This is a genomic window from Micromonospora sp. NPDC000089, from assembly GCF_042899365.1.
GTDB lineage: Bacteria > Actinomycetota > Actinomycetes > Mycobacteriales > Micromonosporaceae > Micromonospora.
The window spans coordinates 116,886-133,673 of the sequence record NZ_JBIAZT010000009.1 but is presented as its reverse complement, the minus strand read 5'-3'; the positions used below and the strand labels follow the sequence as shown (position 1 = coordinate 133,673).

The following is a 16,788-nucleotide window of genomic DNA, read 5'->3' as shown; positions in this document are numbered from 1 at the left end:
ATGGACCCGAACTATGCGTGGCCGCCGGCCGGCCAGGCGTGGGCCGACCTGACCGAGACCGCCCGTACGGCGATGGTGGCCAGTGGCGCCGCCGCCTGGGAGCAGGTCTTCCACGGCCGGGCGACGTACAACAAGCAGTGGCGGCTGGCCCGGCCCCCGGTGCTCACCGCGGACGCGTTCCGCGAGCTCAACGAGGTCTGCGACCGGCTGGCCCAGCTGATCCTGGAGGCCTGCCGGCGGCGGGCGGGCACCGCCGGCGAGCTGCGCCGGCTGCTCGGCGTGCCGGTGGGGGAGACCCGGCTGCTGGACGAGGACGAGCCACTGCACGAGGGGCTGCTCGCCGCGTACCGCCCGGACGTGCTGATCTCCGGCGGGGTGCCCCGGTTCGTCGAGTACAACATCGACAGCAGCCTGGGCGGCGGGTTCGACGCCGACACGGTGATCTACCGGTACGCCGCGCTCTACCGTGACCAGGGCCTGCTCGACGGCCTCGCGGTGCGCCCCGCGCCGTCCCTGCTGGACCAGCGGTTCGTGGCGATCAAGGAGAGTCTCGGGCTGGCCGACGGGGCCCGGGTGGCGCTGCTGATGGACTTCGACGCCGAGTATCCCGGGCTGGACGACCCGGAGACGTTCATCCGGATCCTCGACCCGCTCGCGGTGCGGGCCCGCGACTTCGGCATCGACCTGGTGATCGCGCCGGTGGCCACCGCCCGACTGGACGACGACCGACGGCTGGTGGTGGGCGGCGCGCCGGTGGATGCGCTGTTCCGGCTCTTCGTGCCCAACCGGGTCACCCCGAGCGCCGGCCTGGACGCGGTGGCCGGGGCGCTGGCGGCCGGCACCCTGCCGATGTTCGTCAGCGCGGCGGCCTGGCTGCTCGGCAACAAGATCAACTTTGCCTGGCTCTGGGCGGACCTCGACGACCTGCCCGAGGCCGACCAGGCGCTGATCCGCCGGTACGTCCCGCACACCGTCGCGCTCACCCCCGACGTGCTCGACCGGGCCCTCGCCGACCAGCGCGACCTGGTCGCCAAGCCGGCCGACGGCTCGGCTGGCCACGGCGTGCTGATCGGCCGGGAGATGAGCCCGTCCGACTGGGGCGACGGGCTGCGTGCCGCGGTCGAACGCGGCGGCAACATCCTGCAGCGGTACATGTCCGCCGACCGGGTGGCGATGGACTTCGTGCAGATCGAGACCGGCGAGACGGTCACCGCCGAGGTCCCGTACAGCCTCGCCCCGTACCTCTTCGGCCGCGCCGGCTCCGGGGCGCTGGCCCGGGTCGGCTACCCGGGCTGCGACGAGGTGCTCAACCTGGCCCGCGGCGTCCTGCTCACCGGCGTCCTGCTCACCGACTGAACCGCCGGACCGGCGCCATCGCCGCGCACGGCCAGCCGCAGGTCGTCCCGCGCACGGGCGACGCGGCGGTGACGAGCGGGGAACCGCACGGTGCCGACCGGCATGTCGCCGACGACAGGGCTCATGGCGGTCTCCGATGACGCAGAGTGACCTCGACGGAGCGACATAGGCACGTCAGCGATATGACTGAGCGGCATAATTATGCCGCTCAGTCATATCGCTCGAGGAGGTATGGCGTCCGGCCCGCGCCGCGCCGCCGCGTCGGGGCGACGTCCCCGAGCCGTCGGCGGCACGGGGCGGTCGCGGCGGGTTGCGCCCGCCGGCCGGGCGTGGGGGGCGGGTTGCGCCCGGCGTGGGGCCCGGGCGTGCGGGGTGGCGCGTCCGCGGGGGCGTTGGAGGGTGGTGCGCCTGCCGGCGAGGGGGCGGTCGGCGACATGCCCGGGGCGGCTCCTTACCCGTCGACGCGGGGGGTGCCACGGCGCGCGGTCAGGTGGGCGCCGAGGCGGCGGAGCGTCTCGGCGGTGGCGATCGCGTCGCTGCGCGCGCTGCCGTGCCGCCCGTCCGCGCTGTACAGCGAGGGGTCCGCGACCGCGGGATGCTCGGTGAGCTGCACGTGCAGGGTGCCCAGCCGGGCGGCCAGCCGGCCGGTGTGGCACGACAGCAGCCGCATCCGTTCGCCGAGCCCGGCGCGCAGCGACTCGGGCACGGCCGGGCTGTGCGAGACGTCGAACATGCCCACCGTGATGATGTCCGCACCGGCCGTCCGGAGCGCCGTGACCATGGCGGCCAGCTCGGCGTCCACCGCGTCGGGGTCGAACGACGGGCGGAACGCGTCGTTGCCGCCGCACACCACCAGCGCCAGGTCGGGGGCGAACGCCAGCGCCGCGTCCAGCTGGGCCGCGCGCACCTCGTGCGCCCGCAGCCCGCGCCGGCCCAGATTGAGGTACGCCAGCCCCGGGCGCGCCGCGGCCAGCTCGGCGGCGATCCGGTCCGCCCACTGCACCTCGGGGTAGCCGGCGGCCGGCTCGCACAGGCCCTCCGCGACGCTGTCGCCGAGCACCACGAACCGCCGCCACGGGTGCCCGCGCAGCAGCTCGGCGCTCTCCCCGGGGCGCAGGCAGTGCGGGTCGCTCGCTTCGGTCAGCGTCGATGCCATGCCGGCACGGTAGCCGACCGCCGCCGGCCCGGCCAGGGGCGCTCAGGGGCGGGGGTCGAGCTCCACCTCGGCCAGGTAGATGCTGGTCCGCTCCTCGTGTGAGGAGTAGTAGCTGACCCACAGCAGCCCGTCGTGCCAGGCCAGCCCGGGGTAGCTGGTGTCCCCGCCGGAGGGGAGCGTGACCAGCTCGGTCAGTGTGCCCTCCTCGGGGTCGAGCTCGCAGACCGCCGTCCGGACGCCGCCGTCGTGCAGTCGTACCCCGGCAATCAGCCGGCCGTCGGGCAGCCGGCGCAGCGCCGGGCCACCGACCCGGACGCCCAGGTCGGTCCAGCTCCACTCCCGGTACGGCGGGCGGGACCGGCCCAGCTGCGCGGTCGCCCCCTCGCCCCGGCCGAGGTGCTCGGTCTGCGGGCTGCCGTCCCGCCGCAGCAGGCAGTACGCCGTGCCGTCGGGCGCGAAGGCCAGGCCCGACTCGTTGGGGTAGCCCTCGGCGAAGAGGGTGGGCACCCACGGCGTCAGGTGCAGCCCGTCCGTGCTGCGGTAGAGCCGCGCGAGGCGGGGGTCGTGGGTGGCGTAGCCGACGCCGTACAGCGCGTCGTCCTGCCAGGCGGCCTGCCACACCCACATGTCGGGCTCGCCCACCGGGGTGGGCTCACCCCAGTCGTGTCCGTCGGCGGAGAGCCAGGTGACCGTGGTGAAGGTCTGCTGGCCCTTCGGGACATCACCGGTGGCCGCGGCGGCGAGCAACTGCAGGCGCCCGTCGGGGCGGGACACGAAGCGCGGGTCGCGCAGGTCTGCCGCGGCGGTGGCCAGCCGCGCCGCCGACGTCCAGTTCCGGCCGTCGGGCGAGCTCAGCACCCGGATCGCCCCGTCGTCCGAGATGTGGGTCCCGCCCTCCCGGAACGCGCAGAACCAGGTGTCCCGGTGGCGGACCAGGTCGGTGAAGGCGTTGTGCGGCGCCTCGTCCCAGATCCGCCGGGCCGCGCGTACCCGGGCCCCGGTCGCCGCTGCGCTGGTCGGTGTCGACGTCATCGCGGTTGTTCTCCTCCGGTCGGCGAACACGCCCGTCACCTGCGGCGCCCTCGGCGGAAAAAGCTGACCTCGTGCGGCCCCGATGGTAGCGCCGGCCCTGCTGCCGCCCCGGCGTCGGGCCCCGCGGATCCGCTCGGTCGGGGGGGGGCGGTGCGGAGCCGGAGCACGCCGCACGACAAACTGGACGGATGCCGCGTCCCACCAGCCTGACCTCGCCGGCGGACCTCGTGCTGCGCGCCTGCGCGGGGGACGCGCCGCTGCCCGAGCTCGCGGACGCCTGGCCGCGCGCCGCGGGGCGCTGGGCGGCACCGCACGACGCCCTCGCCCCGGCCCTGACCGACCTGGTGGCCGACGGGCTGGTCGAGGTGCGCCGCTTCCGCACCTGGCCGTCCGCCTGGGAGTCCGGCGTGCCGGTCGACGCCGGCCGGCTGGCCGCGGAGCTCCGCCACCCCGGCACCTGGCTGCCCGGCCCGGCCCGGGACGGCCTGTTGGTCGCTCGGCGCGCCGCGACGAGCCGCCGACCGTCCTGAAGGCGGGTGCCTGACCCTCAGCCCACCGGGGCGGTGGCCGGCTCGGGTGCCGCCCTCCGGTCGGGGCGCATGGCGCCGAGCAGGAGCGGCGGCACGGTCAGCAGCAGGCAGAGGGCGGACATCGCCCAGAGCGCCGGCGCCAGCCCCAGCGCGGCCACCGACCAGCCGCCGAGCAGCGCGCCGACCGGCAGCCCGAGGAACGCCACCGAGCCGGCGATGCCCAGCACCCGGGTCTGCAACGCCTCCGGCACCCGCTCGTAGAGGGCCGCCCCGAGCAGCGGGTTCACCGCGGCGATCGCCACCCCGGACAGGAATGTGACGCCGAGCACCACCGCCAGGTTGTCGCTGAGCGCCAGCGCCAGCAGCCGGGGGGTGCCGCTGGCCGCCACCCCGACGGCGAAGGTGAGCCGGCGGGGCAGCCGGGGCCCGGCCAGCGTGAAGATCAGGTTGCCGAGCAGCGCGCCCCCGGAGAAGACCCCCAGCACCAGGCCGAAGCCGGCCGGGTCGCCGAACACCTCCGCCACCCAGAGCGGGATGTAGACGGCGACGCTCGCGTTGGCGACCATGTTCAGCACCGAGACCACCACCAGCATGGTCAGCAGCGTCCGGTCGGTGCGCAGGTAGCCGAAGCCGCCGCGCAGCGCCCGCAGGTAGCTCTCCCGGGGCGCCGGCTCCGTCACCGCCGGCGGGTGCACCAGCACGCCGACCAGCAGCGCGCAGACCGCGAAGGTCGCCGCGTCGATCCCGATCGCCCGGGTCACCCCGACCCAGTCGATCAGCAGCCCGCCGAGCACCGCCCCGAACAGGGTCACGCCCCGGCTCAGCCCGTCGTACGCCGAGGTCAGCCGGATCAGCGACACGCCGGCCCGCTGGGCGGCCGGGCGGAACAGCACGTGCTTGACCCGGTCGCCGATGCCGCGCAGTCCGCCGGCCACCGCCACCAGCGCGACCAGCGCGCCGAAGCCCAGCCACGGCGCCAAGGCCACCAGCGCCACCACCGCCGCGCTACCCGCGTCCGCCACCACCGAGGTGCGCCGCACCCCGAACCGGTCCGCCCACGGGGTGGCCAACGCGCTGGACAGCAGGTACGGCAGGGTCTCCGCCGCCGCGACCAGCCCCATCTTCGTCGGGCTGCCGGTGGTCTCCAGCACCAGCCAGGGGATGGCCACCACCGAGATCCGGGTGCCCACGTTCGAGATCAGGTCGGCGCCGACCAGGGTGTACAGCTCCCGACGCGGGTTCATCCCCGGCCGCCGATCACCGTGCCGGCGACCTCCTCCGTCGACGGATGGGCGGCCGCCCAGCGGTCCCGCAGGGCGTTCTTGTCCACCTTGGCCGACCGGTTCAGCGGCAGCCGGTCGACGAACTCCACCCCACCGGGCGCCCAGGTGTCGCTCAGCTCGGCGGTGACCAGCGCGATCAACTCGTCGGCGGTCACCGTCGCGCCGGGCGCCGGCACCACGAAGGCGTACGGCAGCTCACCGGCCGCCGGGTCGGGCACCCCGATCACCGCGGCGGCGCGTACGCCCGGATGGCCGGCGAGGACGTCCTCGATCGGGCGGGAGTAGATCGGCCAGCTGCGCGCCCGGGTGAGGATCCGGTCCTGCATCCGGTCCACCAGGTAGAGGTAGCCGTCCGCGTCCAGGTGGCCGATGTCCCGGGTGCGGACCCAGCCGTCGACCAGCGTCTCGGCGGTCAGCTCCGGCTGCCCGTGGTAGCCGACGAAGCTGAGGTTGGTGCGCACCCACACCTCACCGTCCGCGCCGGCCGGCAGCACCCGACCATCGGCGTCGCGGATCTCGACGGTCACGTCCCCGTAGGGCCGGCCGCAGGAGCGCAGCCGTTCCGGGTGTTCCGGGTCCTCGGTCAGCCCGGGCTGGGCGCAGATCACCACCGCTTCGCTGAGGCCGTACACGATCCGCAGGCACGGGCCGAAGCGGGCGATCGCCTGGCGCAGCCGGGCGGGCGCGGCGGGCCCGGCGCCCACGTTGAACATGAACATGGCGGAGAAGTCGGCGCCGTCCAGCGCCGGGTGGTCGAGCACCTCGTAGAGCATCGGCGGGGTGACGAAGGTGGAGGTGAGCCGCTCGGCGTCCACGGTCCGGACGAACTGCGCCGGGTCCCACTGCTGGCGCAGGAAGAGCACCCCGCCGGTGAACAGGTTGACCAGCGTGGTGATCTGGCCGCTGGCCAGCCACATCGGCGAGTACGACAGGTGCCGCAGCAGCGGGATGCCGGCGCCGCGCAGCCCGGCGGCCAGGGCCAGCACCTGCCGGTAGAAGCTCTCCCGGTGGTGCACCAGCTTCGGGGTGCCGGTGGTGCCGCTGGTCTGCAGGAACGACTCCGGCGCGGGCACCCGGTCAGGCAGCGCCACCGGCGCGACGGGGACGAGCTCCGCGCCCAGCCGCAGCACCGGCACCCCGGGCAGCGCGCCGGCCAGCTCCGCGTCGAGTGCGTCGGCGGCGTGGTGCACGAAGACCTCGGGCCGGGCCAGCCGGGCGAACTCGGCCATCTCCCGGCGGGAGGTCACCGGGGCGATCCACATGCTCCGGCAACCCAGCAGGTGCAGGGCGAGCTGCAGCAGCGGCCCCTCGACCCGGTTGCCGAGCATCACCAGCACGGCCGCGCCGGGGCGTACCCCGTGGATGGTCAGCGCGGCGGCCAGGCCGCGCACCTGGGCGGCGACCTCGGCATAGCTGAGCCGGCGGCCGTCGCCGACCAGCGCCTCCCGGTCGCCGAAGCCGGCGAACAGGGCCAGCGCCTCGTGCACGTAGCTGGTGGATCGGTCGGCACCGTCGGTCATCGCGCAGCCCCCAGGTCGATGCGGTGGCGGGTCGGCGGGGCGCCGCGACGACCGCCGGTGGACGTCCGGGCAGCTCAGCAGGCCTGGAGCGGGACGGGGTGCGCGCGGTGGCGACCGCGCCGCCGCCGACTGCGAGCCTAGGCGCGCGCCGGTGCCGGCCGACAGGGCCGAACGGTGCCCGGCGGCCCCCCGTGGACATTCGATCATGTCGATCGGGTTGATTGACGCCCGTCAGAGGCAGCCGCTAGGTTTCTGGACCATCGTCCGGGCGGTGCGTCAATGGACTCCGCCGTGGGCGGCGACCATGGAGGTTCAATGTCGACCCCGAAGAGATGGCACGTCATAGCGTCCGCGGCCACGTTGCTGATCGTGGGCGCCCCGGCGATGGTGGCCAGCGCCGGCCCGTCGGACACCGAGACCGCGCGCGGCCCGAAGGCCGAGTGGGCGGGCAGCTGGGCCGCGGCGGTCACCCGCGGCAACACCGTCGGCCTGACCAACACCGGGCTGAACAACCAGAGCATCCGGATGACCGTGCACACCTCGGTGGGCGGCGACCGGCTGCGGGTCCGGTTGACCAACCTCTACGGCGAGCAGGCGGTCAAGGTCGGCCACGCCACCGTCGCCCGGCCGAACACCGCCACGGTGGACGACCGCTCCGACATCGACCCCGGCACGCTGCGCGAGCTGACTTTCAACGGGGCCACCTCGGCCACCATGAACAAGGGCGCCGAGCTGCTCAGCGACCCGCTGGACTACCCGGTCCGGGAGCAGGAGGACCTGGTGGTCACCCTGCACTTCCCGGTGCTCACCGGGCCGGTGACCTTCCACGGTCAGTCCAAGGTCACCAACTTCATCGGGGCGAACGACCTGACCACCGCCGCCGACGGCGCCGGCTTCACGATCCGGCCGAACTGCTGCTGGATGTTCCTGTCCGGGGTGGACGTGCAGCGCCGGCAGAGCCCGGGCGCGGTGGTCGTCCTCGGCGACTCGATCGGCGACGGCAACGGCAGCACGGTCAACGCCGACAAGCGCTGGCCGGACCTGCTCGCCGACCGGCTGATCGACGCCCGACCGGAGGTGCGCACCCCGGGTGTGCTCAACCTGAGCCTGGCCGGCAACCGGCTCAACCACGAGGGCCCAGAGCCCGGCGCGGGCGGCTTCCCCGGCTACAACGAGCTGGGCCCGAACGCGCTGGCCCGGCTCAACGAGGACGTCTTCCCGCAGACCGGGGCGCAGACCCTGATCACCCACCTGGGCATCAACGACATCTGGATGTCCGACGACTCCGCCGACGCCGTCATCGCCAGCCTGCGGCAGATCAACCAGCAGGCCAAGGAGCGCGGCCTGCGCAGCCTGGTCGGCACCATCACGCCGTACGAGGGCAACGGCGGCCCGGGGGTGTGGACGCCGGAGAAGGACGCCACCCGGCAGGCGGTGAACACCTGGCTGCGCGGCCAGACCGAGTTCGACGGGGTGCTCGACTTCGACGCGGTGCTGCGCGACCCGGCGCAGCCCAGCCGGCTGCTGCCCGGGTACGACTCGGGTGACCACATCCACCCGAACGACATCGGCAACCAGGCGATGGCCGACGCCGTACCACTACGACTGCTGGGTCTGTGACACCGGTGGGGCGGCGGGGGTGACCCGGCCGCCCCACCGTCATCCTGGGGAGGAAGCGCCACCGTGGACGTCGACGAGATCATGACCGGCCTCTACAGCGAGGCGGGCCGGCAGCACCCCTATCCGTGGTACGCGGCCCTGCACGAGCACGGCCCGATCAGCGCCCTGCCGACCCGCGCCGAGCACAGCACGGTCTCCGCCGTCGCCGCCGGCTACGACGTGGTCGACCGGGTGCTGCGCGACCCGGAGTGGGTCAAGGGCGCCCCGCCCAACTGGCAGGACCAGGAGATCCTGCGCACCTTCATGTCCTCGATGATGTTCACCGACCCGCCGGTGCACACCCGGATGCGGGCGGTCTTCGCGAAGACGTTCACCCCGCGCCGGCTGGGCGCGCTGGAGCCGGTGATCGTCCGGGTGGTGGACACCATGCTGGACCGGATCGCCGAGGCCGGCGCCGACGGCGCCGAGGTCGACTTCGTGGCCGACTTCGCGTACCCGGTGCCGGCGCTGGTGATGGCCGAGTTCATCGGGCTGCCCGAGGCCGACCTGCCCTGGTACCGGCAGCGGGTGGACTGGATCGACGAGTTCATGGACGTCGCCGGCAAGACCCCGGAACGGCTGGCCCGGGCCAACCAGGCCGCCGAGGAGCTGCGCGACTACTACCGGGAGCTGATCGGGCACCGCCGCCGGCAGCCCGGCGAGGACCTGATCAGCGGGCTGGTCGAGGCGCTCGACGCCGGCGGCGTGGAGCTGACCGAGGACGAGCTGATCAGCAACCTGATCGTGCTGTTCAACGCCAGCTTCGTGACCACCGTCTACATGTTCAGCAACGGCCTGCCGCTGCTGCTGGCCCACCCGGAGGTGGTGGCCGCGCTGCCCGGCGACGACGCGCTGGCCCGCGGCTGTGTCGACGAGGTGCTGCGGATGGAGAGCCCGGTGCACTTCCTGGCCCGCGCCGCGCCCCGGGACACCGTGCTGGCGGGCGTACCGGTCCGGCGGGGGGAGAACGTGCTGCTGATCATCGCCGGGGCGAACCGCGACCCGGCCCGGTTCCCGGACCCGGACCGCTTCGACCCGCACCGCTCCGGCCCGCCGTCGCTGGCCTTCGGGGTCGGCCTGCACTTCTGCCTCGGCTCGGCGGTCTCCAGACTGGAAGGGCGGCTCGCGCTGCCCCGGCTCTTCGCCCGCTTCCCGCGGCTGCGGGTCACCCAGGCGCCGAGCTACAGCGGGAGTCTCTTCCTGCGCGGCATCGACAAGCTCTTCGTCTCCACCGGGGCGCCGGCATGACCGTCGACCCGCAGGTGGTCGCGTACCGGGCCGCGCGGGCGGCCGCCGGCACGCCGCCGCTGTACACCCAGACACTGGCCGAGGCCCGCGCCGCCGACCTCGCCGCGATCCGCGCCGGCGGCGGCGAGGTCGAGCCGGTGCACGAGGTACGCGACACCGTGGTCCCCGGCCCGGCCGGCGACCTTCCGGTACGCGTGCACCGGCCGGCCGGCGACGGACCGCTGCCCACCCTCGTGTACTTCTTCGGCGGCGGCTGGACGCTGGGCAGCGTGGACACCGCCGACGGGATCTGCCGCCGACTGGCCAACGCCACGCCCTGCCAGGTGGTCACCGTCGGCTACCGGCTCGCCCCGGAGCACCCCTTCCCGGCGGCCGTGCACGACTGCCATGCGGCCACCGCCTGGCTGGCCGGGCACGCCGACGAGTTCGGCGTCGACCCCGACCGGCTGGTGGTGGGCGGGGACAGCGCCGGCGGCAACCTGGCCGCCGCGGTCACCCTGCTGGCCCGCTCGACGGGCAACCCCCGGCTCGCCGGGCAGCTGCTGGTGTACCCGAACACCGACCAGCGGCCCGGGCGCCGGCCGGCGGGGGAAGAGGACCCGCTGCTGTTCAACCGGCACTCCGTCGACTGGTACCGGCGGCACTACCTGGCCGCTCCGGCGGACGCGGCGAACCCGCTCGCCTCGCCGCTGCTCGCCGACGACCACGCCGGCCTGCCGCCCGCGCTGGTGATCACGGCCGAGTACGACCCGCTGTGCGACGAGGGGGAGCGGTACGCCGATCGGTTGCGCGACGCGGGCGTGCCGGTGCGGTCGACCCGCTACCCGGGGATGGTGCACGGCTTCTTCGCCATGCCCGGGGTCTTCGACGCCGGCCGGCGCGCGCAGGACGAGGCGGCGGCCTTCCTGCGGGACGTGTTCACGTCCCCGGCGCCGATGCCGGCCGGGACCGAGAATGCCTGACCCCACGCCCGCCGTGCCGCCGGTCGCGGGCCTGCCGGCCGAGGGCGGACCGAGCGCGCCGCCGCCGGTCTGCCTGGAGGACTTCGCCGCGTCGGCCCGGGCGGTGCTGCCGCCGGGGGTCTGGGACTACGTGGACGGTGGCAGCGGGGCGGAGACCACCCTGGCCGCGAACCGGGCCGCGCTGGACCGGGTCGCCGTGCTGCCCCGGATGCTCACCGGCGTGGCGGAGCCCCGCGCCACGGCCACCCTGCTCGGGCGGGAGCAGGCCATGCCGGTGGTGGTGGCGCCGATGGCGTACCAGCGGTTGCTGCACCCCGACGGGGAGCGGGCGCTGGCCGCGGCGGCCGGCGCGGCCGGCGTGCCGTACGCGCTGAGCACCCTGAGCAGCACCCCGATCGAGGAGGTCACCGCCGCCACCACCGGCCCGGTCTGGTTCCAGCTCTACTGGCTGCGCGACCGGGGGCTGGTCGCCGAGCTGGTCGACCGGGCGCACGCCGCAGGCTGCGCCGCGCTGGTGGTGACCGTCGACGTGCCGGTGCTGGGCCGGCGGCGGCGGGACGTGCGCAACGCCTTCGCGCTGCCGCCCGAGGTGACCGCGGCGAACCTGCCCGGCGGCCGGGACGACCTGGCGCACACCGGCACGCCCGGGGTGTCGGCCATCGCGGCGCACACCGGCGCGGTCTTCGCCCCCGCCGTGAGCTGGGCCGACCTGGAGTGGCTGCGCGAGCGCGTCCCGCTGCCGCTGGTGGTCAAGGGGCTGCTCGACCCGCGCGACGCGCAGCGGGCGGTGCAGGTAGGCGCGGACGCGGTGGTCGTCTCCAACCACGGCGGCCGGCAGCTCGACGGTGCCCCCGCCACCGCCACCGTGCTGCCCGAGGTGGTCGCCGCGGTCGACGGCCGGGCCGAGGTGCTGCTGGACAGCGGCGTCCGCGGCGGCACCGACGTGCTGCGCGCGCTGGCCCTCGGGGCAACCGGGGTGCTGCTGGGCCGCCCGCTGCTCTGGGCGCTCGCGGCCGGCGGCCGGGCCGGCGCGCAGACCGCGCTGGAGCTGCTCGCCGTCGAGCTGCGCGACGCCCTCACCCTGGCCGGCTGCGCCGACCGGGCGGCGGCCCGCGAGCTGCGCACCGTGATCGGAGGGTGAGGTGGACGAACCGGTGGACCTCGTCGTCGCCGCGCTGCACCCGGCGGTGGACGACCCCGCGCTGAACTCGATGAACTTCCTCAACGAGGTGGCCCAGCGCTGGCCGGACGCGGTGTCGCTGGCCGCCGGCCGGCCGTACGAGGAGTTTTTCGACGACGACGCCCCGCGCCGCTGGCTGGACCGGTTCCGCCGGCACCTCGCCGAGGACCTCGGGCAGGGGCCCGAGCAGGTGCGGCGCACCCTGTTCCAGTACGGCCGCACCAAGGGGATCATCCACCACCTGATCGCCCGTAACCTCGCCGTGGACGAGGGGATCCGGGTCGACCCGGAGGCGATCGTGGTGACCGTCGGCTGCCAGGAGGCGATGTTCCTGGTGCTGCGGGCGCTGCGCGCGGGCCCACACGACGTGCTGCTCGCGGTGGCCCCCACGTACGTCGGGCTGACCGGCGCGGCGCGGCTGGTGGACCTGCCGGTGCGGCCGGTGGCCGGCGGCCCGACCGGGGTGGACCTGGCCGACCTGCGCGCCCAGGTGCGCCGGGCCCGGGCCGAGGGGCTCAATCCCCGCGCCTGCTACGTGATGCCGGACTTCGCCAACCCGTCCGGGGTCAGCCTCACCGTGGACGACCGACGCCGGCTGCTCGACCTGGCCGCCGAGGAGGGACTGCTGCTGATCGAGGACAACCCCTACGGCCTCTTCCCGGGCGGGGACGCCCACCGGCTGCCCACGCTCAAGGCGCTGGACACCGCGCGGCGGGTGGTCTACCTGGGCTCGTTCGCCAAGACCGTGCTGCCCGGCGCCCGGGTCGGCTACCTGGTCGCCGACCAGCGGGTGGCCGCCCCGGACGGCGTGGTCGGCCCGCTCGCCGACCAGCTCGGGAAGATCAAGAGCATGGTCACGGTGAACACCTCGCCGCTGGCCCAGGCCATGATCGGCGGGGCGCTGCTGGAGCACGACTGCTCGCTGGTCGCCGCCAACGTCCGGGAGCGGGCCGCGTACGGCCGCAACCTGGCCCACCTGCTCGCCGGCCTGCGCCGGCGGTTCCCGCCGCCGTCGCCGGTGCGCTGGACCGCCCCGGCGGGCGGCTTCTTCGTGGTGGTGACCGTGCCGTTCGGCGTCGACGACGCGCTGCTGCGCCGCTCGGCCGAGCGGCACCGGCTGCTGTGGACACCGATGGCGCACTTCTACGACGACGGGGCGCCGGTGAACGCGCTGCGGCTGTCGGTCAGCGCGGTCACGCCGCAGCAGATCGACCTCGGCCTGGACCGGTTGGCCGCCCTGGTGGCCGAGGAGTCGTCCCGGGTCGCCCACCGTCCCGCCGTCTCCATCGGACAGCCATAATGGAGCGCATGGTCGCTTGGGAGTACGCCCTGTTGGTCCGCCGCTACCAGGGACAGGGACGCAATTTCCACGTCTCGTTCGTCTGGTACGCCCCGGACGGCTCGCGCACCGACATCACCGCGTACGGCGACACCGCGATCGCCCACCTGAACCGGGCCGGCCGGGAGGGCTGGGAGCTGGTCTCCGCCGCCGAGGATGTGAACAATGTCCAGGGCAGCACCGAGGTGCACCGCTACCACCTCAAGCGCCCACTGAACTGACCCACCCGACCGGGCGGGAACGGCGACGCCCCGCGCGGCCGGGGGCCGGGCGGGGCATCGGGTCACGCGCGGCGGTCAGCCCAGGTCGACGCCCGGGTAGAGGGGGAAGCCGGCCAGCAGGTCGGTGGCCTGCTTGCTGACCTTGTCGGCCAGGGCCGGGTCGAGGACGTACTTCGCCTTGGACTCGCCCGAGGTGGTCTGGCTGAGCACGGTGTGGATCAGCTCGGCGGTGGCGTCCATCTCGGCGGTGCCCAGGCCCCGGGTGGTCAGCGCCGGGGTGCCGATCCGGATGCCGGAGGTGTACCAGGCGCCGTTCCGGTCCTGCGGGACCGCGTTGCGGTTGGTGACGATGCCGGAGTCGAGCAGCGCCTGCTCGGCCTGCCGGCCGGTCAGGCCGTAGCCGGACACGTCGATCAGCACCAGGTGGTTGTCGGTGCCGCCGGTGACCAGCGTCGCGCCCCGGCGGGTCAGCCCCTCGGCGAGCGCCTGGGCGTTGTCGACGATCCGCCGGGCGTAGTCGGCGAAGTCCGGGCGGCGGGCCTCGGCCAGCGCGACCGCCTTGGCGGCCATCACGTGCGGCAGCGGGCCGCCGAGCACCATCGGACAGCCCCGGTCGACCTGGTCGGCCAGCTCCGGCCCGCAGAGCACCATGCCGCCGCGCGGGCCGCGCAGCGACTTGTGCGTGGTGGTGGTGACGATGTGCGCGTGCGGCACCGGGTCGAAGTCGCCGGTGAAGACCTTGCCCGCGACCAGGCCGGCGAAGTGCGCCATGTCGACCATGAAGGTCGCGCCGACCGAGTCGGCGATCTCCCGCATGATCCGGAAGTTGACCTTCCGCGGGTACGCCGAGTAGCCGGCGACCAGGATCAGCGGCTTGAACTCCCGGGCCGCGGCGGCCACCTTGTCGTAGTCGATCAGGCCGGTGGCCGGGTCGGTGCCGTAGCTGCGCTGGTCGAACATCTTGCCGGAGATGTTCGGCCGGAAGCCGTGGGTGAGGTGGCCGCCGGCGTCCAGCGACATGCCCAGCATCCGCTGGTCGCCCAGCTCCCGGCGGAGCGCGAACCAGTCCGCCTCGGTCAGGTCGTTGACCTGGCGCACCTGGGCCTTCTTCAGCGCGGGGGACTCCACCCGGTCGGCCAGGATCGCCCAGAACGCGACCAGGTTGGCGTCGATGCCCGAGTGTGGCTGCGCGTACGCGTGGGCGGCCCCGAACAGCTCCCGGGCGTGCTCGGCGGCGAGCGCCTCCACGGTGTCGACGTTCTGGCAGCCGGCGTAGAAGCGGCGGCCGACGGTGCCCTCGGCGTACTTGTCGCTGAACCAGTTGCCCATCGCCAGCAGGGTGGCCGGGGAGGCGTAGTTCTCACTGGCGATCAGCTTGAGCGACTCGCGCTGGTCGGTCAGCTCCGCGCCGATGGCGTCGGCCACCCGGGGCTCGACGGCCCGGATCACCTCGAGCGCGCTGCGGAAGGCGGTGGATTCGGCGTTCAGCGACATGCGACCTCCTGGTGACGTGCGGAAGGCCCAGGCGCTCGGCGTGCGTCCTTGTCGACGGGACCGCTTCCCGATGGTGCTCCATCCCCACGCGCCAGTCACGGCCCGCCGCCGATCCTACCGGGTCTGCCCGGCCGGGGTCCCGGCGAACCCCGCGCGGTGGCCGAGCCGGGCAGCGCCGACTGATTCCGCCGCGCACCACCCCCGTGCCCTGCCGGCGTGGGGGCGGTGCGCGTACGATCTGCCGATGCGGGGCGGGGAGGGCAACCTGGTCGCGATCAGCGACCTGCACGTGGGGTACCGGGAGAACCGGGACCTGGTCGAGGCGTTACGGCCGGAGTCCCCGGGGGACTGGCTGCTGGTCGCGGGCGACGTGGGGGACACCGTCGCCGACGTCGAGTGGGCGCTCACGCTGCTCGCCGAGCGGTACCACACGGTGGTCTGGGCGCCCGGCAACCACGAGCTGTGGACCCCGCCCGCCGACCCGGTGACGCTGCGCGGGGAAGCGCGCTACCGGCACCTGGTGGAGATCTGCCGCCGACTGGGCGTGGTCACTCCGGAGGACGAGTACCCGGTGTGGACCGGGCCGGGCGGGCCGGCGTTGGTGGTGCCGATGTTCCTGCTCTACGACCACAGCTGGCGACCGCCCGGCTTCGACTCGGTCGAGGCCGCCCTCGCCGAGGCGCACCGGACCGGGATCGTCTGCACCGACGAGTTCCTGCTCCACCCGGACCCGCACCCGAGCCGGATCGACTGGTGCGCGGCCCGCGTCGCGGAGACCGCCCGCCGGCTGGACGCGCGCGACCCGGCGCTGCCCACCGTGCTGGTCAACCACTGGCCGCTGGTCCGCCAACCGACCGACGTGCTGCGCTACCCGATCTTCGCGCAGTGGTGCGGCACCGAGGCCACCGCCGACTGGCACCGCCGGTACGACGCCGCCGCCATGGTCTACGGCCACCTGCACATCCCCCGCACCACCTGGTACGACGGGGTGCGCTTCGAGGAGGTCTCGGTGGGCTACCCGCGGGAGTGGCGGCCGCGCCGCCTACCCCCGGGTCGGGTGCGGCGGATCCTGCCGGCGCCGCAGGGCAGGCCGCCGACCGCCTGGTGAGACGGCGACGGGGCCCGGCCGACCGGCCGGGCCCCGTTCGTGCCGGCCCGCTCAGGCGGTGGCGGCGTCGTGCGCGCTCTTGATCGCCTTCGGGTCGGTCGGACTACGCGGCGCGTCCTTGCGCATCGCGATCATCCGCTCGCCGATCTCCTGGAGCTGGTTGCGGCCGAGCGCCTCCCGGACCTTCGGGAACCACTCCTGCTCCTCCTCCTCGACGTGGTGCTCGACGTTCTCGATCAGCACCGTCGTCTTGGCGACGAACCGCTCGTCGGCGGCGTCCATCGCGGCCAGCTCGGCGCAGAGCAGGTCCGCGACGTGGTGCTCCTCGTACGACTCGAGGATGTCGTCCTCCAGGTCCGGCAGCAGCTTGCGGACCTCCGGGTACATCACCTCGTTCTCCAGGTAGGTGTGCACGGTGAGCGCCTCCAGGATCTGCGTCACCAACCGCTGGCGGGTCGCCGCCGGGCCGTCCTCGGCCTTCTGGAACTCCTTGAAGAGACGGCGCATCTCCTTGTGGTCCTCTTTGAGCAGCACGATGGCATCGGTGGACACCGGCAGACCTCCCTGGTTCGGCTGACGGCTTCCGGTACCCCCGGCCCGAGCTGGGAAACGGGTGCGGCCACCGCGGGCGTGAGCCCACCGGTGACGGCGAGGCCGGCGCCGAGCGTCACGGCGGACGCGGCGGCCAGTGTCTTGTGAC

General features: G+C 74.6%; 15 protein-coding genes and 1 riboswitch. Of the genes, 9 read left to right on the top strand and 6 right to left on the bottom strand.

Annotated features, from left to right (window positions below; genetic code table 11):
* Positions 1-1,356, top strand: coding sequence for a hypothetical protein (locus tag ACFY3U_RS18305; RefSeq protein ID WP_387203024.1), 1,356 nt, complete (start codon positions 1-3; stop codon positions 1,354-1,356).
* Positions 1,357-1,807: 451 nt separating this feature from the next.
* Here ACFY3U_RS18305 and ACFY3U_RS18300 read toward each other — a convergent pair whose 3' ends face one another.
* Complete coding sequence (locus tag ACFY3U_RS18300; RefSeq protein ID WP_387202637.1) at positions 1,808-2,512, bottom strand: SGNH/GDSL hydrolase family protein; 705 nt, start codon at positions 2,510-2,512, stop codon at positions 1,808-1,810.
* 42 nt (positions 2,513-2,554) lie between these two features.
* On the bottom strand, positions 2,555-3,544 hold the full coding sequence (locus ACFY3U_RS18295; RefSeq protein ID WP_387202634.1) for an exo-alpha-sialidase: 990 nt from the start codon (positions 3,542-3,544) through the stop codon (positions 2,555-2,557).
* Between the two features lie 188 nt (positions 3,545-3,732).
* On the opposite strand from ACFY3U_RS18295, the gene ACFY3U_RS18290 reads away from it, so the two are divergent.
* On the top strand, positions 3,733-4,074 hold the full coding sequence (locus ACFY3U_RS18290; protein ID WP_387202632.1) for a hypothetical protein: 342 nt from the start codon (positions 3,733-3,735) through the stop codon (positions 4,072-4,074).
* A 17-nt stretch (positions 4,075-4,091) separates the two neighbouring features.
* Here the strand turns inward: ACFY3U_RS18290 and ACFY3U_RS18285 are convergent, their stop codons facing one another.
* Together ACFY3U_RS18285 and ACFY3U_RS18280 are read right to left on the bottom strand one after the other, a co-directional pair.
* Positions 4,092-5,318 carry an MFS transporter gene (locus ACFY3U_RS18285; protein ID WP_387202629.1) on the bottom strand — a complete coding sequence of 409 codons (1,227 nt, stop codon included), beginning with the start codon at positions 5,316-5,318 and terminating at the stop codon, positions 4,092-4,094.
* Complete coding sequence (locus ACFY3U_RS18280) at positions 5,315-6,877, bottom strand: class I adenylate-forming enzyme family protein (protein ID WP_387202626.1); 1,563 nt, start codon at positions 6,875-6,877, stop codon at positions 5,315-5,317. Before ACFY3U_RS18280 ends, ACFY3U_RS18285 begins: the two co-directional genes overlap by 4 nt.
* 342 nt (positions 6,878-7,219) lie before the next feature.
* On the opposite strand from ACFY3U_RS18280, the gene ACFY3U_RS18275 reads away from it, so the two are divergent.
* From ACFY3U_RS18275 to ACFY3U_RS18250, 6 genes are all read left to right on the top strand, one after another.
* Entirely contained in the window at positions 7,220-8,497 is a 1,278-nt protein-coding gene (locus tag ACFY3U_RS18275; RefSeq protein WP_387203022.1) for an SGNH/GDSL hydrolase family protein, read from the top strand.
* A gap of 81 nt (positions 8,498-8,578) precedes the next feature.
* Positions 8,579-9,784, top strand: coding sequence for a cytochrome P450 (locus ACFY3U_RS18270; protein WP_387203020.1), 1,206 nt, complete (start codon positions 8,579-8,581; stop codon positions 9,782-9,784).
* Positions 9,781-10,746 carry an alpha/beta hydrolase gene (locus tag ACFY3U_RS18265; RefSeq protein WP_387202623.1) on the top strand — a complete coding sequence of 322 codons (966 nt, stop codon included), beginning with the start codon at positions 9,781-9,783 and terminating at the stop codon, positions 10,744-10,746. The genes ACFY3U_RS18270 and ACFY3U_RS18265 overlap by 4 nt, the downstream gene beginning before the upstream one ends.
* Complete coding sequence (locus ACFY3U_RS18260) at positions 10,739-11,887, top strand: alpha-hydroxy acid oxidase (protein ID WP_387202621.1); 1,149 nt, start codon at positions 10,739-10,741, stop codon at positions 11,885-11,887. The genes ACFY3U_RS18265 and ACFY3U_RS18260 overlap by 8 nt, the downstream gene beginning before the upstream one ends.
* Before the next feature lies 1 nt (position 11,888).
* Positions 11,889-13,226 carry a PLP-dependent aminotransferase family protein gene (locus ACFY3U_RS18255; protein ID WP_387202618.1) on the top strand — a complete coding sequence of 446 codons (1,338 nt, stop codon included), beginning with the start codon at positions 11,889-11,891 and terminating at the stop codon, positions 13,224-13,226.
* Positions 13,226-13,486 carry a hypothetical protein gene (locus ACFY3U_RS18250; protein WP_387202615.1) on the top strand — a complete coding sequence of 87 codons (261 nt, stop codon included), beginning with the start codon at positions 13,226-13,228 and terminating at the stop codon, positions 13,484-13,486. The genes ACFY3U_RS18255 and ACFY3U_RS18250 overlap by 1 nt, the downstream gene beginning before the upstream one ends.
* A gap of 75 nt (positions 13,487-13,561) precedes the next feature.
* On the opposite strand, the gene ACFY3U_RS18245 is transcribed toward ACFY3U_RS18250, so the two are convergent.
* The gene (locus tag ACFY3U_RS18245; RefSeq protein ID WP_387202612.1) at positions 13,562-14,980 is read right to left on the bottom strand and encodes a glycine hydroxymethyltransferase; all 1,419 of its coding nucleotides are present in this window, start codon (positions 14,978-14,980) and stop codon (positions 13,562-13,564) included.
* 18 nt (positions 14,981-14,998) lie between these two features.
* Positions 14,999-15,089, bottom strand: a riboswitch (ZMP/ZTP riboswitch).
* A gap of 135 nt (positions 15,090-15,224) precedes the next feature.
* On the opposite strand from ACFY3U_RS18245, the gene ACFY3U_RS18240 reads away from it, so the two are divergent.
* Positions 15,225-16,088, top strand: a complete 864-nt coding sequence (locus tag ACFY3U_RS18240; protein WP_387202609.1) for a metallophosphoesterase family protein — start codon at positions 15,225-15,227, stop codon at positions 16,086-16,088.
* A gap of 51 nt (positions 16,089-16,139) precedes the next feature.
* Here ACFY3U_RS18240 and ACFY3U_RS18235 read toward each other — a convergent pair whose 3' ends face one another.
* Complete coding sequence (locus ACFY3U_RS18235) at positions 16,140-16,640, bottom strand: hemerythrin domain-containing protein (protein WP_387202606.1); 501 nt, start codon at positions 16,638-16,640, stop codon at positions 16,140-16,142.
* Positions 16,641-16,788: the final 148 nt, after the last annotated feature.